This window comes from Tunturiibacter lichenicola (genome assembly GCF_051013355.1).
Taxonomy (GTDB): domain Bacteria; phylum Acidobacteriota; class Terriglobia; order Terriglobales; family Acidobacteriaceae; genus Edaphobacter; species Edaphobacter lichenicola_F.
Window position 1 is genome coordinate 2,947,134 of sequence record NZ_CP132944.1, and the last position, 21,398, is coordinate 2,968,531.

The following is a 21,398-nucleotide window of genomic DNA, read 5'->3' on the forward strand; positions in this document are numbered from 1 at the left end:
TATGTCCCTGCTTCGTAGTTTCGGCCTGGTGGTGTTGATGGAAGTGCCCATGTTGGCACAAGTACAACAAGCGACAGTGGTGCAGACGCCGTCAGCGCCGGCACAACCGGCATTGCGCCTTGACATACCGCATTCAGACAATCCGTTGAATACCTATCGAGCGACGCTGGTGCCACAGCCGAATCTCGCTAACTCATCGCGGATTGATTCTCTGATTAAGGATGGAGTTCTTGAGCTCAGTTTGAAGGATGCGATCGCGCTGGCGCTTGAAAACAATCTCGATATTGCGATCGCGCGGTACAACATCCCAATTGCGGCGGCCGACGTTCTGCGTACGCAGGCTGGTGGATCGTTTCGCGGTGTGAACACAGGCGTGGTGCAGAATACGCCAGGCGGCGGTGTGGGTGGGTTCGGTTCGGGTTCGAGTGGGGCTGGTGCCGGAGGTACGTCGGGCGGTGCGGGCGGTGCGGGTTCAGGTGCGTCGGGCCTCGTTTCGTCGACGCTTGGTGCTGGAACGAACGTTTCCTCTTACGACCCTGCGATATCGGGGACGTTCAACATTGAGCACTATGCGGAGCCGCTGTCGAACACGATCGTCTATGGAGTTCCGCAGTTGCAGCAGAATACGACGACGGGAAACATAGGCTATACGCAGGCGTTTCCAACAGGTACTTCAATTTCGGCAGTCTTCGACAACAATCGAGGAACGACCAACAGCCCGGAGAGCTTTCTCGTTCCGACGCTCAATACGTACTATCACATTGCGCTTCAGCAGCAGTTGCTTGCAGGTTTCGGCCTCGGGCCAAACTTGAGATTTTTGAGGATTGCGAAGAACAATCAGCGGATCTCGGATGAAGCATTCAAGTTGCAGTTGGTGACGACGGTGACGCAGATCGCAAATATGTATTGGGACCTGGTCGCTGCTTATGAAGACGAGGGCGTGAAGAGCCGGTCGCTGGATTTTGCACGTCAGACTCTAGATAGCGGGCGGAAGCAGCTTGCATTGCAGGCGATTCCAGCGATGGACGTGATGAAAGAAGAGGCAGAAGAGGCCAGCCGGGAGCAAGACCTGACGATTGCGAAGACTACGTTGCAGTTTCAAGAGCTGTTGATCAAAAACGCCCTGACGAAGAACCTTGACGACCCGATTTTGGAAGCGATGCCGGTGCGGCCGACGGATAGGAGCACCATGCCGGACACCACAGCTCAAGGGCCGACAGAGGATATGGCGGTGCGAGCACTCAGGGATCGTTTGGAACTGGGTGAGTCCGATATCGATCTTGAAAACCGGCGTTTGAGCCGTGATGCAGCTCGCAATGCTCTTCTGCCTTCAGTTGCGTTGACTGCATACTACGGTGGCTCGGGGCTGGCGGGTTTGCAGAATCCTGAATCGGGGACGATATCGACGTCTCCAACGGATTTTGCTGGATCTCTCCGCACAGCATTTAACAATAGTGCTCCTGACTACTATGTGGGGATAGCGGTCAATGTTCCGATACGAAACCGGGTAGCGAAGTCGGACCAATACCGTGCAGAGTTGGAGACGAGGCAGTCGGAGTTACGAATGCAGCAGTTGAAAAAACAGATTCGCATTGAGGTACGGAACGCTCAATATGCATTGGAGCAAAGCGAGGCGAGGGTGATCTCTGCGCGCAAGGGACGTGATCTGGCGCAGAAGACATTCGATATTACCGCAAAAGAACAAGAGCTTGGTGCGGGGTCAAACTTCCAGACTTTGACGGCGCGACGTGATCTGGCGGAGGCGGAGTCCACCCTTGTTGCAGCGATGACGGCATACCAGAAGGCTAAGATTGAGTTGGATCGTTCGGTCGGTTCCACCCTGGATGCAAACGATATTTCGATAGAATCAGCGAAGACGGGAATAGCGCCGAGTGGTCAATAGCGCGGGAGCAGGTTCACCATGTTGGCGGAGCGGATCGGTAAAGACGCATTAGCTACGGAACAGGCAGAGCCGTCATGCAGGCTTCTGATTGCGGATGACCAGCCGCATATCTTAGAGGCGCTGCGTCTGTTGTTGAAACCGGAGGGTTATCAGCTTGAGATGGTGCGAACGCCGGCGCTGGTGCTCGACGCACTGGCACATGAGAGCTTCGATGGGGTGCTGATCGACCTGAATTACACTCGCGACACAACCTCGGGTCAGGAGGGGTTGGATCTGGTGGCCCGGGTGAAAGAGATAGACGCGCAGCTGCCAGTCGTTGTGATGACTGCCTGGGGCAATATAGATCTTGCTGTAGAAGCGATGCGGCGAGGCGCAGGAGATTTCATCCAGAAGCCATGGGAGAATGCACGGCTTCTCAGTATCCTGCGGACGCAGATGGAGTTGCATCGCAGCCAAAAGAAGATGCAATGGCTGGAGGCAGAGAATCGAATTTTGCGGGCTTCGGGCGCGCCGGACTTTATTGCTTCGGCAGCATCGATGCGCCCGGTGTTGGAGACGATGGCGAGGGTTGGGCCGTCGGATGCGAACGTTTTGATTACCGGTGAGCATGGGACTGGTAAGGAGGTTGTGGCCCAGACGCTTCATCGCTTATCGTCGCGGGCTGAGCGGACGCTCGTGGCCGTGAATACGGGTGCGTTGCCAGAGGGGACCTTCGAGAGCGAGTTGTTTGGGCATGTAAAGGGTGCTTTTACCGATGCGCGTACGGATCGCATCGGACGCTTCGAGCTGGCAAGTGGCGGCACGCTGTTTCTGGATGAGATTGCAAATATTCCAGTGCGTCAACAGGCGAAGCTATTGCGCGTGCTGGAGACGGGTGAGTTGGAACGCGTAGGTTCTTCGAAGACGCAGAAGGTTGATGTGCGAATGCTTTCCGCAACTAACGCGGATCTGCGAGCGGAGGCAGCCGCTGGGCGATTTCGCGAAGATCTTTTGTTCCGGTTGAATACAGTTGAGATATCAATACCTCCACTTCGCGAACGACGAGAGGATATCCCGGCATTAGCGGGCCATTTTCTGGCGCGGTATGCGGCGCGCTATCGCAGGCAGATTGAGGGTCTCGAGCCAGGAGCGCTTCAAATGATGTTGCAGTATGGATGGCCTGGCAATGTGCGTGAGCTTGACCATACGATTGAACGTGCGGTTCTGATGGCGCGAGGACAAAGGATTGAATCGGCGGACTTGGGATTGAATACGCAGCGCGGGACGGCGCAGAGCATGGATGAGATGAGTCTGGAGGCAGTGGAGGCGATTCTGATTCGGAAGGCGCTGGCCCGAGCGGGCGGCAATGTGAGTCACGCTGCCGATGCGCTGGGACTGAGCCGGGGCGCTCTTTACCGCCGCATCGAAAAATATGGCCTCTGAAGATTCAATTGGAACTGAGCCAAGTGGCAGCCCGCCGCGAAGGCGTGTGCCTCTGGGAAGATCCGCACGACGGTTGAGCTTCGAGCGAGGGCTACGCGTCTGGTTGTATCTGCTTGGCCTCCCCATGATCGTCTTGTGCTGGCTTGTGCTGCGACAGCATTCAGTCGAAGCTACGTTGCAGACGATTACCTTGCTTGGCGTGGCTATGGCGTGGATCTTTGCGATCTCTGTGCTGATGGAGCAGATTATTCGCCCTCTCCAGACGCTTGCAAATGTCGTTGCGGCGTTGCGTGAAGACGACTTCTCCTTTCGCGCTCGAGGAGGGCGAAGAAATGATGCGATGGGAGACCTGGCGCTGGAGATTAATCGCCTTGCTGGAACATTGCAGGGACAGCGCGCCAGCGCTCTGGAAGCAATGGCGCTTGTCGAGCGCGTTATGCGGTCGATGCAGTCGCCGGTGCTGGCGTTCGACCCCGGGGGGAGATTGAAACTCCTGAACGCAGCGGCTGAGCGGACGTTTGGATTGCGCGTCCAGATGGCGCTTGGCCATTCAGCAGCACAACTAAAGTTGGAACGGTTGCTTGATGTCGCGGATGACGAGGTGATTTCTCTAGGCAGCGGACAGCAGGCGATTCGGTGCGTGGTCAAAAAAACTAGCTTTCGCCTGCGTGGCATCCCTCACACGCTGCTGGTGCTTTCGGATGTGAGTGCAGCATTGCGTGAGGAGGAGCGACTCGCATGGGAGAGGTTGATTCGAGTGCTGGGACATGAGATCAACAACTCCTTGACGCCTATCAAATCCATCGCAGGGAGTCTTCGAGGGCGACTTGCTGCACTGAACGGAGCGCCCGGTGACAGCGTTGATTTTGAGCGCGGCCTCGAGGTGATTGAAAATCGCTCTGAATCGCTCAATCGTTTTCTACAAGCCTACCGGCAGCTGATGGGTCTACCCGCGCCGAGACTGGCACCGGTGTCTCTGAATGCTCTCGTACAGAGGGTTGCGTTGTTGGAGAGACGAGTTGCGGTCACCTTTGCCGAGACGCCGGACGTGGTGCTACAGGTGGATGCGGATCACATCGAGCAGGCTTTGATTAATTTGATACGCAATGCGGCTGATGCTGCACTTAGTCCGGATGTGATCGATCAGGCTTCGCCCCGAGTGGAGATCGAGTGGGAGACCATCGGTGCCGAAGTGGTTATTGCAGTTCGAGATAATGGTCCCGGGTTAACGAATGCGAGCAACTTGTTCGTGCCGTTCTACACGACCAAGCCCGGTGGGACAGGGATTGGCCTGGTGCTGGCACAGCAGATTGCGCAGGCACATCGGGGCTCAGTGCAACTGTCCAATCGAATGGACGGCCAGACCGGATGTAGAGCTGATTTGCGATTGCCACTTGCTGGATAATTTTGCAGCGGCCTCGCAGAGACTCTGGATCCTCTAATAACTCTAACTCCGCCACTTAGGCGCGGACCGTAGGTTTGAACGCCTTGCGTCAGATCACCCAAAGGTAGATCTATCTTGCAGCCACCAACGATTGTTCACCATACTTCTTTGCAGAAGTTTTTCCCCTATTAACATTTACAGCAAAAGGAAATGTGCCAAATGCACCGTCTACCGTGCAAAATAGTGAAGACTAAGGCGAGGTGAACGATGGCTTGTAAGGCAGAAGAGCTAAGACAAATTCCACTGTTTGCGCTGCTGGATGATGAAGAGACAGCGGTCCTGGCAGAGCAAGTCGAGATCAAGAAATTTGCGCCGCGCCAGCGCATCTACAAGCTCGGTGACCCCTCTGGACATGCCTACGTGATGATGTTGGGCGCGGTGCGTGTGACGACGGTTGACCAGGATCATCAGGAGGTCTTGGTGGATGAGCCACGGGATGGCGAGTTTTTTGGGTTTGCCTCAATGCTTGAGGACACACCGCACCAGACGACGGCCATTGCGATGGAAGAGACAGTGTGTGTTGCAGTAAGCCGGGACGATATTGCAGCGCTATTGCGACAGAAGCCGATGGCGGGAATGGATATGTTGACCTCCGTGAGCCGTCAGTTTCATGCTTCGCAGCAACTGGTACGACTTCGGGCCAGTCGTAACTCTAATGACGTGATCGAAAAAGAGATGAGTTTCGGTGATCGCATTGCTGACTCAGTCGCTCGCTTCGGCGGTTCGTGGACTTTCATCATTCTGTTTGGCGTAGTTCTTGTGGTGTATTCAGGAACGAACATTGTTCTGAAGGGAAGAGCATGGGACCCCTATCCATTTATTCTGCTGAATTTATTTCTGTCGATGCTCGCTGCGATTCAGGCACCTGTAATTATGATGAGTCAGAATCGTCAAGATACAAAGGACCGCGTACGTGGTGAGTTGGACTACGACGTAAACCTTCGAGCCGAGGCGGAGATTCAAACGTTATCTCGCAAACTAAATATGCTTACGGATAAGATTGGCGATGTTGACGATCTTTTGCGGGAGCAGCTAAAGCTGAACGGAGATTCAAGCCACGTTCGGTAGTGGCCTGCGAATTTTTACCAAAAGGTGGGGCCTTTCGCTTTTTTTGCCAGCCTTTGGGAGATACGCAATAGAATCGTTCCAAAAGCACTGAAAGAGGCTATGAGAGTTATCCACCTGTGGTCTGCCTTGATTTCTGTGGCAATCCTGTATTTCGCCATTAAACCCGCCGCAAGCCAGACCGGTTTGAACGAGACCTTTGCCACGGACAGTCATCAGCCCGTCGATCAGGCATACACCGATCACATCCGCAAATATACGACGGATCCCCAGTTTTCCTCGCATCTGGTCGACTACTTGCCTGCCTCGCCCACAGTTCCTGCGCCTTCTAAAGTGCTGGGAGATGTTGCCGGCGCGCCTGACATGCTCCCGTACGCCGAGGACGTCTACAAATATTTTCGTCAACTCCAAGCGGCTTCACCTCGGGTTAAGGTTGTCTCCATCGGGCACTCCGAAGAGGGACGCGAGATGATAGCAGTTGCCATCGCCGACGAATCGCTGCTGAAGACTCAAAGGGAAAACGACGCCCGCCTCGCCAAGCTTGCCGACCCGCGCACGATCGGCCTCGATGACAGCAAAGCTCAGCCGCTCATCGACCAGTCCTACCCTGTGTATTACATTACCGGTACGATCCACTCAACCGAGACCGGCGCTCCAACTGCGTTGATGGAGCTGGCATACCGCCTCGCCGTGGACGACGCCCCCTATATCAAATACATTCGCTCGCACATGATTGTACTGATCACTCCGGTGGTCGAAGTCGATGGCCGCGACCGTATGGTCGATATTTACAGATGGCACAAAGAGCATCCGGGGCAGGATTGGCCGCGCCTTGCTTATTGGGGTCATTACGTCGCACACGATAACAATCGCGACGCCATGGGAATGACCCTAAACCTTACTAGTAACGTGCTCAATACCTATGTTGGCTGGCACGCGCAGGTTCTCCACGACCTCCACGAATCTGTGCCGTTCCTCTACGACAACACCGTCGGCGACGGCCCGTATAACGCCTGGATTGACCCTACACTTGCCGACGAGTGGGCTGAACTCGGTTGGAACAATGTTGCCCAGATGCAGAGCTTTGGCATGCCCGGGGTTTTCACTCACGGGGACTTCGATACCTGGAGCCCTGGATATCTCATGTTTCTCGCTGGTATGCACAATGGCATCAGTCGCCTCTACGAGACCTTCGGCAATGGGGGCGCGGACACCGAAAAACGCATTCTGCAGCCCGAGGACTACTCCCGTACGTGGTACCGCCAAAACCCACCGCTCCCGATTGTTATGTGGTCGCAGCGTGACAACAACAACTACGAGCAGACTGCTCTTCTGTCCACTCTCTCCTACTTCTCCCATAACACCCATCACTTTCTGGAGAATTACTACCTCAAGAGCAAGCGTTCCATTCAAAAGCCAACGCTCGATGGTCCCGCCGCTTACGTCCTGCCAGCTGACTCTGCAGAACTTAATCGACAACTTCAGCTCCTTAATATCCTCAAACTTCAGCATGTTGAGATTCAACAACTGTCCGCTGCCACCAGCAGCGTCATTCCACCTGTTAAGCGAGGCGATAAGCCCACTCGTCAGACCTTCCCGGAGGGTAGCTACATTGTTCGTCTCGACCAACCTTACTCCCGCGTAGCAGATGCGCTGCTCGACAAACAATATTGGGCGCCGGACGACCCACAGAAACATCCCTACGACGATACCGGTTGGTCCTTCAGTCAGCTCTTCAATGTCAAAGCTGTGCGCATTGCCGATCCGACGATTCTTAAATCGCCGATGGCTGTTGCAGCGGATTTCAGTGACGCATCGGGAAAGGTAACCGGTACCGGCACAATCTATGCCATTGCCAACACGGGCCAAACCTCGCTCCTGCCTCTGATCTATACACTCAAGCAAGCGCACATCGAAACGACAGAAAAACCATTCGACGTCGATGGACGACACTACGCTGCGGGTTCTCTGCTCATCACCCAGGCCGACGAAACTTCCCTTATCGCCTCACTCCACAAGTTTTCGCTCGACGCCGTCCGTCTTAGCATCGCACCCGATATCCCCAGGCATGTTGCTCCTGTGCCGCGTGTGGCCTTCATGCACACCTGGCTTGGTACGCAGACTGAAGGCTGGTGGCGCCTCGCGTTCGATAAGGCGGGTGTTCCATACAAGTACATCAGTACGCAGACGGTTGCATCGGAAGACAATCTTCGGAGTAAGTACGACGTCATCATCTTCGCCCCGGTTGGGCACAGTTCATCGCAAGAGATTATCAACGGTATGCCTATGTGGGGTAATGCGCTGCCGTGGCAAAAGACTGACCTTACACCAAACTTAGGTTTGATCGATTCGACTGCTGACATGCGTCCGGGGCTGAGCTATACGGGTCTCGCGCATCTTAAATCCTTCGTCGAAGGCGGGGGCTTGCTGATTACGTGTGAAGACACGGCACAGTTCGCCATCGAGACCGGTCTTGCACCTGGCGTCAGTATCGCGCCACACGATGATGCTCGTGTCGTGGGTAGCATCCTCAATAGCGTCTTTGTTACTCCCACGAGCCCGATTGCAAATGGATATGGTCCCACACTACCCGTGATGAGCGCGAACGGCATGGTCTTCAACGTCAGCAATACGCTCGGTCGTCAGGGCGGCCGCATGCTGATGGACCCCTACGAGCATCGTCCCACCGGGCGTGGTGGCCCCGACGAGAGCGACATCGTGCAAGGTCGTCAGCTCGCGGAGGCAGAGGCCGTGCCGAAGGTACAACCGTGGCAGCCTAAGCCACTCAACGAAGATCAACTTCGTAACAACCTTCAGGCCATTCCTGTTCCACTGCGCCCTGAGGTGATCCTGCGCTTCTCTGATCAAAAGACGTTGCTGCTCTCCGGCCTGCTCGACAAGCCTGCGTCCATTGCGGAGCGTGCCATCGTCGTTAACGCGCATCTCGGCTCGGGAAACGTACTTCTCTTCGCGAATAATCCCGTCTACCGGGGTGAAACAATCGGCAGTTACAACCTTGTCTTCAACGCAATCCTTAGCTTTGACCATCTTCGCCAGTCAAACCCAACTCAACCGGAAGATAAAACCGCCGCAGAAGCGAGATAACTGCGAGGTATTCGACGAAGAGTGACAGTTTGAGTCGACAGTCCGTTCTTAAGTAGGTCTTGGCGAGTCTTTGACTCAACTTTTCGAGGAGCGAGAATGTCTAAAAAGCAGACGTCGCCGGTCAGCGGAGCAGCTCCGTTACAACCTGCCGAAGCGACCAGCTATCGGGCACCGGTCATTGCTGGATTCTCTGGGTGGCTCCTCGACGCCTTCGACTTCTTTCTCGTCACTTTCTGCCTTACGGCTATGGCGAAGGAGTTTCATAAGACCGACGCCCAGATCGCGTTAGTCATTACCATGACTCTACTCTTCCGCCCTGTTGGCGGATTTGTCTTTGGCCTCATGGCAGATCGCTATGGACGTCGTTTGCCGTTGATGATTAACATCGGGTTTTTTGCATTCGCTGAGATTCTTACCGGTCTCGCTCCGAACTACACCGTCCTCCTCATCGTACGTGCACTGTTTGGTGTTGTGATGGGCGGTAACTGGGGCGTTGGCACCTCGCTTGCGATGGAAGGAGCGCCTGTCGGCAAGCGAGGTATGCTATCGGGTCTCCTTCAGGAGGGCTACGCGGCTGGTAATGTCCTCGCTGCTGTTTCGTATTTCTTTCTGTATGGCCGCATCGGTTGGCGTCCCCTCTTTTTTCTCGGCAGCCTGCCTGCAATTCTACTTGTTCTTTTTATTCGATTCCGCGTTGAAGAGTCGAAGGTTTGGCAAAAGACTCGGACCACCAGCTGGGCCGAGCAGGGTCGAGAGATTATCTCTTATTGGAAGCTCTTTCTGTATCTCGTCGCCTTCATGACGATGATGCTGTTTGCCTCGCACGGTACCCAAGACATGTACCCCACCTTCCTGCAGCGGGGGTGGCACTTCACCCCGGCGCATCGCGCAGTCGTCACCGGCATTTCAGGTATCGGAGCAATTCTCGGCGGCATAATCTTCGGCCACTTTTCTGACAGATTGGGTCGTAGGCGAACCATCATTACGGCCTTTATCCTGGGCATCCTTATCGTTCCTCTTTGGGCTTATGCGCCCAATCAAGGGTTGCTGATTACGGGAGCCTTTCTCATGCAGTTTATGGTGCAAGGTGCATGGGGTGTTATTCCAGCCCACCTCGCTGAGCTATCCCCTGACTCCGTTCGTGGCCTGCTCCCCGGCTTCGCTTATCAAACTGCCGGAATCTTCGCAAGCACTGTTGTATATATCGAAGCTGCTTACGCGCAGAAGACCAGTTATGCCAGCGCGATGGCGCTAACAGCCGCCAGCGTCTTCATACTGGCATCTGTCATGGCCGCCGTCGGCCGGGAACGTCGCGGTCATACGTTCGGAGCCTAACTCCTTTCTAATGTCTCTGCAACAGCTCGCTGCGTAGCAAATTGCGGCAGCCATTAGTGGAGTTTTGCATAGAGTCCACGAAGAGATGAATGTGCGACTATGTGGCGGCGATAAGTCGCGGCCTTAGTCGGTTGGAGTCTTGAGGCCCTTACGACTTCTTTATGTCCTTTCTATACATCTTTTATGTACCGGCTGCTTCAATAAGTGAGGACATGTTCAGGAAGAAGTCGCCATAGTACGCGACTTTAGATTTCCGTAAATGCTCGATAGAGACGGAGCGGAATTCGCCTACTGGGCCGGAGGCGAGACTATGTGGGATTTGGGATGTGCGGTTGCGAGCACTTTATTTTTCTTGCTTGCGATCGCGTACACGATGGGCTGCGATCGGTTGGGACCGAAGGAGAAATGATGATCGAGACACTGCTGCTTGGTCTGGTAACCGTTCTATTACTGGTTTATCTGGTGTACGCACTGCTGCGGCCGGAAAAGTTTTAAGAGGAAGTAGTTATCATGACGGCGAACGGTTGGTTTCAAGTTTTTTTCTTTTTTGCACTGGTGCTGATCTGCGCAAAGCCACTGGGTGTGTATATGGCGCGCGTGTTTGAGCGGGAGCGCACCTGGACGGATAGCATCTTCCGTCCCCTTGAGCGGCTTATCTACCGATTGACGGGAATCGACGAGACTCGTGAGATGGCGTGGACCGAGTATGCGATCGTGATGCTTCTCTTCAGCCTTGTCACGATGCTAGCTACTTATGCAATTGAGCGGCTTCAACATCTGCTGCCGCTGAACCCGCAACATCTGGCGGCTGTTGTTCCTGATCTTGCGTTGAACACTGCGGCGTCTTTTACAACAAACACTAACTGGCAGTCGTATACGCCTGAGACGACGATGAGTTATCTGACCCAGATGCTCACCCTCGCATACCATAATTTTTTCTCCGCTGCGGTTGGAATGGCGTTGGCGGTAGCACTTATACGAGGAATCTCGCGGCGTGAGTCGAAGACCCTGGGAAACTTCTGGGTCGACATGACGCGTGCATCCCTGTGGGTGCTGCTGCCTGGCTGTGTCGTTTACGCATTGCTGTTGGTTTCTCAAGGCGTCGTGCAGAACTTCCGTCCGTATGATCAGGCGACGTTGGTTCAGCCGCAAACCATAAGTACGACGGGAGCCGACGGAAAATCTGTTAGTCAGACGGTGACGACGCAAAGCATCGCGCAGGGTCCAGTGGCCTCGCAAGAGGCCATCAAGATGCTGGGTACGAACGGTGGAGGATTCTTCAATGCGAATAGCGCACATCCCTTCGAAAACCCAACGCCACTCTCAAATCTAATGGAGATGTTCTCGATCTTTTTGATCCCGGCGGCGCTGACGGTTACGCTTGGTCGGATGACGCGAGCGCCGAAACATGGCTGGGCTGTTTTTGCTGCGATGGCGACGCTCTTCTTTGTCGGTGTGTTTGTTGCCTACTACGCGGAGGCGCAGCCAAATCCGCTGCTGCATGGCGTCAGCCAACATGTTTCGGAGACGCAAGCCGGCGGCAACATGGAGGGCAAAGAGGTACGATTTGGTATCGCGAACTCTGCGCTCTTTGCCACGGTTACGACCGATGCCAGTTGTGGCGCGGTCAATTCAATGCATGATTCTTTCATGCCGCTTGGCGGCCTAGTTCCACTGGTCAACATCATGTTGGGTGAAGTGATCTTCGGAGGTGTGGGCGCTGGGCTTTACGGCATGTTGATCTTCGTCGTACTCGCGGTCTTTATCGCAGGCCTCATGGTTGGACGGACCCCGGAGTATCTCGGCAAGAAGATCGAGTCGTATGACGTGAAGATGGCAATGTTATATGTGCTCATCTTTCCGCTGTCGATCCTCGGATTCTCGGCCGTGGCATTGATGATGCCGAATCTTGGCCTGTCTTCCTTGGCAAACGGCGGCCCGCATGGGCTTACTGAGATTCTGTACGCGTACACCTCGACAACAGGGAACAACGGGTCCGCGTTCATGGGATTGAATGCGAACACGCACTGGTACAACCTTTCGTTGACCGCAGCAATGCTAATTGGGCGGTTTCTGATGATTGTTCCTATGCTTGCAATTGCGGGTAGCCTGGCTAGAAAAAAGCTTGTACCACCATCGCCCGGGACTTTTCCGGTGCATACGCCTCTATTCACGGTGCTGTTAGTCGGAGTGATCCTTATTGTCGGCGCACTTACCTTCTTCCCAGCGCTTTCGCTCGGTCCCATCCTCGAGCACTTATTGATGCATGCCGGTAAAAGTTTCTAATCAAAAGAAAAGCTGATAAACAAAATGGCAAACACTCGCAAACGCTCCCTATGGGATACAAAGATCGTACGTCGCGCGCTGATTGATGCGCTGATCAAACTGAATCCTCGTACGATGATGAAGAACCCGGTCATGTTCGTAGTTGAAATTGGTAGCGTCATCACTACCATTTATTTGCTTCGCGACGTCTTGTTACATCATGGCTCTTTCCGATTCGACCTGCAGATCACACTGTGGTTGTGGTTCACAGTGCTCTTTGCGAACTTCGCCGAAGCGATGGCGGAGGGCCGCGGCAAGGCGCAGGCGGATGCTCTGCGCCGCGCAAAGTCCGAGACAACTGCGGTACGGCTTCGTATTGATGGAAGCACCGAGGACGTTCCAAGCTCGGATTTGAGGGCAGGCGATGTTGTCTTTGTAATCGCGGGCAACATGATCCCTGGGGATGGTGAGGTGATCGAGGGCGTTGCCTCTGTAGATGAGTCGGCGATTACTGGAGAGTCGGCGCCGGTGATTCGTGAAGCTGGTGGCGACCGGTCAGCGGTGACTGGTGGAACTCGGGTGTTGTCGGATCAGATCAAAGTTCGCATTACATCGAATCCTGGTGAAACTTTTCTGGACCGCATGATTGCTTTGGTTGAAGGCGCAGAGCGGCAGAAGACACCGAACGAGATTGCTCTGAATATTCTGCTCGCAGGATTGACCATCATCTTTTTGCTGGCCGTGGTCACACTGCAGCCGATTGCGCTCTACTCAACTGCGCCCCAATCCGTGTTTGTGTTGATTTCACTGCTTGTATGTTTGATTCCCACGACTATCGGTGGATTGCTGTCGGCGATTGGAATTGCCGGTATGGACCGGTTGGTACAGCACAATGTGCTGGCAATGTCTGGCCGCGCTGTTGAGGCCGCTGGAGACGTCAATACATTGCTGCTTGATAAGACAGGCACAATCACGTTAGGCAATCGCCAAGCGGCGGAGTTCATTCCTGCACCCGGTGTGAGCAAAGACCAGCTTGCGGACGCAGCTCAGTTATCCTCACTTCCAGATGAAACTCCGGAGGGACGCAGTATCGTCGTGTTGGCGAAAGAGATGTATGGTCTTCGCGGACGCGAGTTGAGTGAATTACAGGCGGAGTTCGTTCCCTTCAGTGCTGTGACGCGAATGTCCGGCGTAAATCTCGATGGTCGAGTTATCCGCAAAGGTTCTACCGATGCGATCGCTGCGTTCCTGAAGGAGAACGGTGGCAGTTTGCCAGATGAGGTGCGTGCAGCCGTTGAGACCGTTGCGCGCAGCGGAGGGACTCCTTTGGTAGTGGCTGAGAATCGTCAGGCGCTCGGCGTTATCCACCTGAAAGACATTGTTAAAGGTGGTATGAAGGAACGTTTTGCTCAGCTGCGGTCAATGGGCATCCGGACGATCATGATTACGGGCGACAATCCTCTGACTGCGGCTGCTATTGCTCGAGAGGCGGGAGTCGATGATTTTCTTGCTGAGGCGAAGCCAAAAGACAAGATGGACTTGATCCGCCGTGAGCAGGCTGAAGGTAAGTTGGTCGCGATGACTGGTGATGGAACCAACGACGCTCCAGCGTTGGCGCAGGCCGACGTAGGTGTTGCCATGAACACAGGTACACAAGCTGCGAAGGAAGCCGGGAACATGGTAGATCTCGACTCGAACCCGACCAAGTTGATTGAAATCGTCGAGATTGGGAAGCAGTTGTTGATGACGCGCGGAGCGTTGACGACCTTTTCGATTGCCAATGACGTGGCGAAATACTTCGCAATTATCCCGGCCATGTTCGCAGCGACCTTTCCGGTGCTCAACTCACTCAACATCATGCACCTTCAGACACCGCAGTCGGCAATTCTGTCCGCTGTGATTTTCAACGCGTTGATTATCGTGGGACTAATTCCGTTGGCTCTGCGAGGAGTTGGTTACAAGGCGATGTCGGCTGCTGCGCTGCTACGTCGCAACCTGATTTTGTATGGGTTCGGCGGTATTGTCGCGCCGTTCCTCGGAATCAAGCTTATCGACATTCTTATCACCGCCATTCATTTGGCTTGAGGACTTTATGCGTCGCAATCTAATCACCGCTGTACTCTACACCGTTGTCACTACCATTATTTTTGGCTTAGTCTATCCGTTTGTCGTCACTGGTTTGGCACAGTTGATGTTTCACGATAAGGCAAACGGGCAGCTGCTTCGGAGAAATGGGCAGTTGGTGGGGTCACGCCTTATTGGACAGTCTTTCACGGCTCCTCGATATTTCCATTCGCGTCCGTCGTCGGCAGGCAATGGATACGATGCTGCCAACTCGGGTGGGTCGAACTATGCTCCGACGAACAAAAAGCTAATTGACCGCGTAGCAGGGGACGTTGCTGTGCTTCAGCCCGAGCATCCCGGAAGCGGCGTTCCTGTCGATCTGGTTACTGCTTCCGGATCCGGTCTTGACCCCGACATCTCGCTCGCGGCGGCTGAGTTCCAAGTAGGCCGTGTAGCCGCGCAACGCCACCTTTCGGAGGACGCTGTTCGAAAGCTGATCTCACAACACACCGAAGGAAGGCAGCTTGGCTTCCTAGGGGAGCCTCGCGTCAACGTTCTAATGCTGAATCTCGACCTGGATCGACAAACGGACCTACCATAATGTTTTTTAGACGGGTAAAAGGAGTGGCAGAACGTTAGATGTTCCGTTGCGATATTTCTCATCTGAGATGGGTCAAATTGTTGACTTGCTCCAGCCGAAATTTACCCAGCTAAAGAGACTGAGATCCGCTGTTTCTAGAAGACATCCTTTATGTATGGCTTCCGCCAGTAATCGCAACATCGACACCCGTCATATAACTGGCTGCCGGTGACAGTAGAAATTCGATCATTCCAACCACATCGACTGGCATAGCATTACGTCCTTTTGGGTTTGCCGCTGCACTCAACCTAACTGCCACTTCGCCGATCTCTTCAAGAAATTGGGTCTCAATCATGCTTGGAGATATAGCATTAACGGTAAGACCGGTCACCGCAAATTCTGCCGCGGCCGCCCGCATGAGGCCTAGTTGCGCATACTTCACCACGGTATACATAGCCATAAACTTTGGCGGCAAGTTTCGCGTCACACTCGACACTACAAATACCACCCGTGCCGCGGGGAGCTTCGCCATCTTCGGCGCGAATTTTTTCAATAGAACTACAGCTGCCTCCACTTGGATCGCCATGTCTCTTCGGAATCGCTCCAAGTTAAACTTCGCCAACCGTTCATAGGCCAATCGCAACGCTGGTAGATGCACGATCTGCGTTGGTATTCCAAAACGGTTGCCGATTTCATCGGACATCATTTCGACTGAAGAAATATCCGAAAAGTCAGCCTCTACTGATTGCACGCGTACACCGAATTCCGCTATCAGAGCTTCAATCCGCGCTCCGCCTTTGTAGGAGTGGGCGATGATGGTCATTTCCTCATTCTTCTGAAGCAGTTGCCGTGCGAGGGCAATGCCGAGGTCCGATGACGCTCCCGTAATCAAAACCAGTTCAGGCATGCATTCCCACCCTTATCAAGGCCTTCGAAACCAGTTTCTTGTCTTCCCTTCGAATCGTCGCTTTAATCTCCATGCGTCGAAACGATTCACTCATGAATGTGATCTCTCCTCGTACGGTTAGCTTCTCTCCAGCAAACGCTGGCGAGTTAAAGTCGAGATCGATTCCTTCGAGGAGTGCAAACTTGCCGGGCAGATATACCCCCACCAATCGTGAGTAGAGCGATGATGTCAGCATTCCGAAAAGTACTGGTGCGGAAAACCCTATAGCAGACGCATACTCGCGATCCAGATGGAGTGGGTTTACGTCGCCAGAGATCTCCGCGAACTTGTGCGCCATATCTTCGGTAAAGGTCGCCGAGAAATCATGCTTCATGCCGACGCTCAATTCTTCCCATCGATATGTGTTCATTTCGTTGCGAGCTTCTCTTGAATAAGGTCGATCATGTCACCGACGTTTTTCAACTCTTGCAACTCGCCTAGTGCAAATCGGACTTTGTATTTCTTCTCGATAGCGGTCACCAAGTTTACATGTGCCAGGGAATCCCAATCTTCGACGGTTGAGGCATTTGAGTCGCGCGTAATAACCAAGCTGGTATCGTCGAATATATCGCGAAAGATTTCCTGGATTTCGGGCAAAAGATCATGCATTGGGTGTCTCCAAAATTTTGATGTGACGGCTTTTCGGCGTGTATGTCGTTACGTCAAGCGACCAAACTGTTCCGGTTACGTTGTCCTGCTGAACAAGCAAGAAGCCAAGTTTTTCGTAGTGGTCGGCGACCATCCCGTTTTTTGCTGTTGGGAGGTAGTACCCGACTAGTCTCGTTACACCTTTCTGCCGTGCTCGCTCCGCGAGACTGTCCAGCATTGCGACCTCCATGTCACGCTTCAAAACCCGGCAACTCATCAACCATAAGTCAAGATGTAAGTCAGTCTCGTCCAGGCGTCCAAGCACGATAGAGATGAGCCCGTTATCGCCGAACCGATCCGTCAGCTTACCGTAAATGCCGACATGTTTTCCGTCTGCTGCAGCGGCTTGAATCTCCGCTAGAGTATAACGCCGTGTCGTCAGGTTGAATTGGTTTGTCTTGTTCGTTAGTTGGGCAATACGCTCCATGTAGATTGCGCTGAAGGTGTCGATCTCTGCCGTCATCTCCAAGGAGTCGAGATACTCGCCATAGTTCGCAAATTTTTGCTCGAGCTTTGTCCTTTGTGAGTTTTCGGCATATAACTGCGCACGAGCGATGTCTTCTTTTCCTAAAGATACGGGCTCGAAGAATCGTCCGGCATCCAGGATTGACGGATACTTTGCGACTTCATTGCCTACGTCAGGCACTGCAATGCCCGGGATCTGAGCTTGAACAATGGCTCTTTCTGCTGGATTGTCGTCGACAAACACAAAGCTGTCCGTGCCTAAGTTCAGTTCCCGCGCTATTGCCAGGATGTTATCGTGCTTTGGCTCCCAATTCGCTTTAAACGCCGAAAAATGTTCCAACTTCAAGACAGAGTCCGGGTGCGTAAACCCTGCCTGCGCCATGTCCTTATTGTTTTTCGAGCATACTGCGAGGAGAATTCCACGATCTCGAAGCTTCAGGCAATACTCCTGGAATGCCGTGTATGCCTCCGCCACAGGTGTCTCCCGACCGATCAGTATTCTGTCCACGCCATCGTCTCCGATGACTCCACCCCATAACGTATTGTCTAGATCAAGTACAAGCACTTTGCGACTGCGCCCATATATCGCACCGATTAATGCGGTGAGGGATGTAGCTACTGCAAATGTTCCCTCTACTGAGGTCGCAATCTTATAGCTAAACCATCGTTCCGGATCGGACCACTGGTTCATCCCGATCCTAGCCGCGATCGCATTTAAATCCTGCAGTGTCAGTCGTGGATTCGCTGACGCTTCGGCTGCCATCTGCCTGTTCAGTTCGTTTACAAACCGAGTCGCGCCGCCAGAGCTTACTGCATCCAGATTTCCAAGGACGGCATGAGTCGGCAGTTCGAAGTTATTTTGGATTATCTGGCAACCGATCTTCTCACCTAACGACCGCCACATGATTCGAAACCGAGCCATTTCGGCCTCGACATATTCGGGTAGTTGAGATTCCGTGCAGGAGAGCTGAGGGAAGGTCTGTATGTTCAACGAACATGTATGGACGTATACGATATCCGGCTTGAATGCGATGAGCTCTTCCGGTTGGAGCACAGCGTCCTCATAGTAGCGCCCGAATTCAGACTGGTAAAAAGTAGGTCGAAGGCCACTTTGTAATAGCAAGATTTCGAACAGATCAACTAACTCGTTCGTCGTCGTGCCGCCGAGGATGGCAATTCGTATGTCTTTTAGTCCGTGAAGAGTCAGAAGCTGGCGCCGTAGTCCGCGTCTTTTTATCAAAAGCTCGGTTAGGGAGTAAGTCGGTGAATTCATAATCGAAGTACGTTGGACCTTGAGCAAAATAGATCTGCTGCTTTGATGAATCTGCGCGAAGTCGCGGCTCTATCAAAATAACATCCACGGCACTCGGAGCTAAGGTCATCAGGAAATATCAGCCCACATGGGTGTTGGTATATGACTGTTTGCGATGAAAAGAATACGCGTTTGGCGGCTTGAGAGCTGCGGCCGTTATGGCATACTCAACTGAGTGTACCGAGACCCAAATCTCTTGCAAGAATTCGCGTAACCCAGGACGAGATTCATGGTTGCATCATCTGCTGTTGACGACGGAACCAGGGAGCGCCGCTCTCCACTGCCTCCGGCGACACGCCGTCGTCTCTACCTTTATCTCCTGCCGTTAGTTGGATGTCCCTTTCTGCTTCTGGCGGCGGCCCTCCTTATCCTGCCCTCACAGTGGTTTGCGCTGCGTTCGAAAAATACTTATCTTATCAATGTCGCATACGGAGCCAAACTTTACGGGGCAAACTGCCAAGTTCTTGTGTATGGCGACTCGAGCGCAATGGTTGGCATCGATCCTTCCGTGATTCGCGCACGCACCGGACTCAGCACTTGCAACATTGCCGAGTTTCAACCGATGACCATGTTGAATGGCACAATGCTGCTTGACACATATCTCGAACACAATACGGCTCCGCGCTTTCTTGTTTTTTATTTCGCACCGGAAGATCTCGATCCCCAGAGCCAGCATAACGGACCATTCGAGGCTATCGTGTACCGGATGCGACGACCCCATAAGCTGGCCAGTCTCGTCGATCTAGCATTACATCATCCGAACGAGCTTATAACGTGGGTCGAACAAGGTTTGCGTTTCACTTTGATCAATCTTTTCAATAAACCAGCGTCTCTTGAGGTTCAGCATCTGCGTGATCGTACAAGCGGGCAGCTTCCCATGACTTCCTCGTCGCTCACCGAATGTGACAACCTTGTGCGTGATGCGCCACCCGACAAAGCATGGATCGCTGGTCTGCGCTCGAAATATGGACGTGCCGGTACAACGGTTCTGGTTGATGCTACGCCCCTGGCTACCTGCGATCCCAGCTTGCGTTTTTTCCAGCAGCAACTGCCGGGAGTCATCGACAATCAGCTGGAAACGTTGCCTATATCGGTCTACGTCGTCGATGGACGGTTGCACGTTAACGCCGAGGGGTCGGCGCATCTCTCGAACATGCTTGCGAAGCAGATTGAGGAACACCTAAGCTCAGAGTCGCTCGCAGGAGCCCATTGAAGTCATGCTCTTTTCGTCTAACTATTTCATTCTTCTCTTCCTGCCAGCAAGCCTCCTGGGCTATCAACTCCTTAGCCGCCTAGGTCGAACTGCTCTTCTAACTTGGCTTGCTCTCGTGTCGCTCTTCTTTTACGGCTGGTGGAACCCTAGCTATCTGCTGCTCCTGGTAGCTTCGATCATTCTCAACTTTCTCTTCTCACGCATGGTCGGCCCAAAAAGCAATGCTAACGCCCGCAGCGGGTGGCTTTTCACCGCGATTGCTGCTAACTTGCTGCTCCTGACGTGGTTCAAGTATCTTTTCCCGTTGCTCAACTTCTTTCATCGTCAAGGTCTTATCCGCCACGGTTTCGCGGATGTCCTCCTGCCTTTGGGTATCTCGTTTTTTACATTTACTCAGATTGCTTACCTGATTGACCTCCGACAAGGTATTGCCAAGCAGCAGGGCATTCTCGCATATACCGTCTTTGTCACTTTTTTCCCGCATCTTATTGCCGGTCCTATCATTCACCCGCGCGAGATTATGCCGCAATTGGAGGGGGATCGTCTGGGAAGCTTGCGTTCCGACGATATGGCGCTCGGACTGTCCTGGTTCATTCTAGGTCTTGGGAAAAAAGTTCTTATCGCCGATCGCATTGCGCCACTTGCAGATGTTCTTTACGCACATCCGACCAGCTTTGGCCTTACTGGTACGTGGCTCGGTGTTATCTGCTACAGCATGCAACTTTACTTCGATTTCTCGGGCTACTCGGATATGGCGCTTGGCCTGGCCCGCATGTTCTCGATCGAATTTCCGATCAACTTCGATTCGCCCTACAAAGCGCCAAGCATTATCGAGTTCTGGCAGCGATGGCATATGACCCTATCGCGTTATATTGCGGAGTATCTCTATACCCCCATTCTCCAGATGGTAAATAGCCGCCGCATGGATGCAGGTAAGAAGGTCAGTCGCAAGGCACAGGCAACGCTCGAAGGCTTCGTTCAAATGATCTTCTTTCCGACGATGACTGCCATGTTCATTGCCGGAATCTGGCACGGTGCAGGCGCCCAGTTCCTCATCTTCGGCTTGCTCCATGGCGTCTATCTTGTTGTCAACCATGCCTGGCGCCTACTGACTCCCAAAGGCAGCAGTCTCCACGGAAAACTGCCCGTACCCCTTTCGATCTTAGGTACTTTTTTATGTGTTGTTGTTAGTCTCATCTTCTTTCGTGCCAGCGGCGTTCGTGACGCGGTATACATTCTTGGGACCATGGTCGGCGTGCATGGCGTTGGCCCGGTCTTCAACAGTAATCCTCTGCTACAGGAGATTCCGCGCACGTCGGTCTTTCTCACCAAGATATCAACCGCAACTGTTGCCATCGCCGCTTGCTTCGTCATCGTTTGGGGAATACCCAACACGCAAGAGATTCTTGGCCAGCTTAAAAGGGATACTGTACGGCTATCTAGCCTGCTGCCACGCCTCATGTGGCGGCCGACCGCCGCCTGGAGCTTCGTGCTTATGGTTCTTTTTGGTCTATCTCTCCTGATGCTCGATACAAGCACACGCTTCCTTTACTTTCAGTTCTAACGTTATCGAGGTGCTGGTAGATTCTTAGGCTTGGATCTGGGTGCGCGAGCTCTTTCGACATGAAGAG

At 53.5% G+C, this 21,398-nt stretch carries 16 protein-coding genes; 12 read left to right on the forward strand and 4 right to left on the reverse strand.

Annotated features, from left to right (window positions below; all coding sequences use genetic code 11):
• The first annotated feature begins 1 nt into the window (after position 1).
• The 10 genes from RBB82_RS12595 to kdpC all read left to right on the forward strand — a co-directional run bounded on the left by RBB82_RS12595 (position 2) and on the right by kdpC (position 15,204).
• Positions 2-1,903: a TolC family protein gene (locus RBB82_RS12595; protein WP_433970865.1), complete on the forward strand. Its 1,902-nt coding sequence runs from the start codon at positions 2-4 to the stop codon at positions 1,901-1,903.
• Between the two features lie 18 nt (positions 1,904-1,921).
• Complete coding sequence (locus RBB82_RS12600) at positions 1,922-3,325, forward strand: sigma-54-dependent transcriptional regulator (RefSeq protein ID WP_433970866.1); 1,404 nt, start codon at positions 1,922-1,924, stop codon at positions 3,323-3,325.
• Between the two features lie 46 nt (positions 3,326-3,371).
• Positions 3,372-4,730, forward strand: a complete 1,359-nt coding sequence (locus tag RBB82_RS12605) for a sensor histidine kinase (protein WP_433970867.1) — start codon at positions 3,372-3,374, stop codon at positions 4,728-4,730.
• Between the two features lie 246 nt (positions 4,731-4,976).
• Positions 4,977-5,837, forward strand: coding sequence for a DUF1003 domain-containing protein (locus tag RBB82_RS12610; protein ID WP_433970868.1), 861 nt, complete (start codon positions 4,977-4,979; stop codon positions 5,835-5,837).
• Between the two features lie 135 nt (positions 5,838-5,972).
• Complete coding sequence (locus RBB82_RS12615) at positions 5,973-8,939, forward strand: M14 family zinc carboxypeptidase (RefSeq protein ID WP_433970869.1); 2,967 nt, start codon at positions 5,973-5,975, stop codon at positions 8,937-8,939.
• 96 nt (positions 8,940-9,035) lie between these two features.
• Complete coding sequence (locus tag RBB82_RS12620) at positions 9,036-10,274, forward strand: MFS transporter (RefSeq protein WP_433970871.1); 1,239 nt, start codon at positions 9,036-9,038, stop codon at positions 10,272-10,274.
• A 405-nt stretch (positions 10,275-10,679) separates the two neighbouring features.
• Positions 10,680-10,769 carry a K(+)-transporting ATPase subunit F gene (gene kdpF, locus RBB82_RS12625; protein WP_433970873.1) on the forward strand — a complete coding sequence of 30 codons (90 nt, stop codon included), beginning with the start codon at positions 10,680-10,682 and terminating at the stop codon, positions 10,767-10,769.
• Between the two features lie 15 nt (positions 10,770-10,784).
• Positions 10,785-12,560 (forward strand): potassium-transporting ATPase subunit KdpA, encoded by a 1,776-nt coding sequence (gene kdpA / locus RBB82_RS12630; protein ID WP_433970874.1) that lies wholly within the window; start codon positions 10,785-10,787, stop codon positions 12,558-12,560.
• 24 nt (positions 12,561-12,584) lie between these two features.
• Positions 12,585-14,624, forward strand: a complete 2,040-nt coding sequence (gene kdpB, locus RBB82_RS12635; RefSeq protein WP_433970876.1) for a potassium-transporting ATPase subunit KdpB — start codon at positions 12,585-12,587, stop codon at positions 14,622-14,624.
• 7 nt (positions 14,625-14,631) lie between these two features.
• Positions 14,632-15,204, forward strand: a complete 573-nt coding sequence (gene kdpC, locus RBB82_RS12640) for a potassium-transporting ATPase subunit KdpC (RefSeq protein WP_433970878.1) — start codon at positions 14,632-14,634, stop codon at positions 15,202-15,204.
• Between the two features lie 148 nt (positions 15,205-15,352).
• On the opposite strand, the gene RBB82_RS12645 is transcribed toward kdpC, so the two are convergent.
• The 4 genes from RBB82_RS12645 to RBB82_RS12660 are packed head-to-tail and all read right to left on the reverse strand — an operon-like array spanning position 15,353 to position 18,296.
• Positions 15,353-16,090 carry an SDR family oxidoreductase gene (locus RBB82_RS12645; RefSeq protein ID WP_433970879.1) on the reverse strand — a complete coding sequence of 246 codons (738 nt, stop codon included), beginning with the start codon at positions 16,088-16,090 and terminating at the stop codon, positions 15,353-15,355.
• Positions 16,083-16,499, reverse strand: a complete 417-nt coding sequence (locus RBB82_RS12650) for a MaoC/PaaZ C-terminal domain-containing protein (RefSeq protein ID WP_433970880.1) — start codon at positions 16,497-16,499, stop codon at positions 16,083-16,085. The genes RBB82_RS12645 and RBB82_RS12650 overlap by 8 nt, the downstream gene beginning before the upstream one ends.
• Positions 16,496-16,738 carry an acyl carrier protein gene (locus RBB82_RS12655; protein ID WP_433970882.1) on the reverse strand — a complete coding sequence of 81 codons (243 nt, stop codon included), beginning with the start codon at positions 16,736-16,738 and terminating at the stop codon, positions 16,496-16,498. The genes RBB82_RS12650 and RBB82_RS12655 overlap by 4 nt, the downstream gene beginning before the upstream one ends.
• Positions 16,731-18,296 carry an HAD-IIIC family phosphatase gene (locus RBB82_RS12660; protein ID WP_433970883.1) on the reverse strand — a complete coding sequence of 522 codons (1,566 nt, stop codon included), beginning with the start codon at positions 18,294-18,296 and terminating at the stop codon, positions 16,731-16,733. Before RBB82_RS12660 ends, RBB82_RS12655 begins: the two co-directional genes overlap by 8 nt.
• A gap of 487 nt (positions 18,297-18,783) precedes the next feature.
• On the opposite strand from RBB82_RS12660, the gene RBB82_RS12665 reads away from it, so the two are divergent.
• Both RBB82_RS12665 and RBB82_RS12670 read left to right on the forward strand, forming a co-directional pair.
• Entirely contained in the window at positions 18,784-19,767 is a 984-nt protein-coding gene (locus tag RBB82_RS12665) for a hypothetical protein (protein WP_433970885.1), read from the forward strand.
• A gap of 4 nt (positions 19,768-19,771) precedes the next feature.
• Entirely contained in the window at positions 19,772-21,331 is a 1,560-nt protein-coding gene (locus RBB82_RS12670; protein ID WP_433970886.1) for an MBOAT family O-acyltransferase, read from the forward strand.
• Positions 21,332-21,398 lie beyond the last annotated feature (67 nt).

Excerpts from the sequence above, each read along its gene's own strand:
- RBB82_RS12600 (WP_433970866.1), top strand. The coding sequence starts at position 1,922 with ATGTTGGCGGAGCGGATCGGTAAAGACGCATTAGCTACGGAACAGGCA.
- RBB82_RS12655 (WP_433970882.1), bottom strand. The coding sequence starts at position 16,738 with ATGCATGATCTTTTGCCCGAAATCCAGGAAATCTTTCGCGATATATTC.
- RBB82_RS12670 (WP_433970886.1), top strand. The coding sequence starts at position 19,772 with ATGCTCTTTTCGTCTAACTATTTCATTCTTCTCTTCCTGCCAGCAAGC.
- kdpF (WP_433970873.1), top strand. The coding sequence starts at position 10,680 with ATGATGATCGAGACACTGCTGCTTGGTCTGGTAACCGTTCTATTACTG.
- kdpC (WP_433970878.1), top strand. The coding sequence starts at position 14,632 with ATGCGTCGCAATCTAATCACCGCTGTACTCTACACCGTTGTCACTACC.
- kdpA (WP_433970874.1), top strand. The coding sequence starts at position 10,785 with ATGACGGCGAACGGTTGGTTTCAAGTTTTTTTCTTTTTTGCACTGGTG.
- RBB82_RS12650 (WP_433970880.1), bottom strand. The coding sequence starts at position 16,499 with ATGAACACATATCGATGGGAAGAATTGAGCGTCGGCATGAAGCATGAT.
- RBB82_RS12610 (WP_433970868.1), top strand. The coding sequence starts at position 4,977 with ATGGCTTGTAAGGCAGAAGAGCTAAGACAAATTCCACTGTTTGCGCTG.
- RBB82_RS12595 (WP_433970865.1), top strand. The coding sequence starts at position 2 with ATGTCCCTGCTTCGTAGTTTCGGCCTGGTGGTGTTGATGGAAGTGCCC.
- RBB82_RS12645 (WP_433970879.1), bottom strand. The coding sequence starts at position 16,090 with ATGCCTGAACTGGTTTTGATTACGGGAGCGTCATCGGACCTCGGCATT.
- RBB82_RS12665 (WP_433970885.1), top strand. The coding sequence starts at position 18,784 with ATGGTTGCATCATCTGCTGTTGACGACGGAACCAGGGAGCGCCGCTCT.
- RBB82_RS12620 (WP_433970871.1), top strand. The coding sequence starts at position 9,036 with ATGTCTAAAAAGCAGACGTCGCCGGTCAGCGGAGCAGCTCCGTTACAA.
- kdpB (WP_433970876.1), top strand. The coding sequence starts at position 12,585 with ATGGCAAACACTCGCAAACGCTCCCTATGGGATACAAAGATCGTACGT.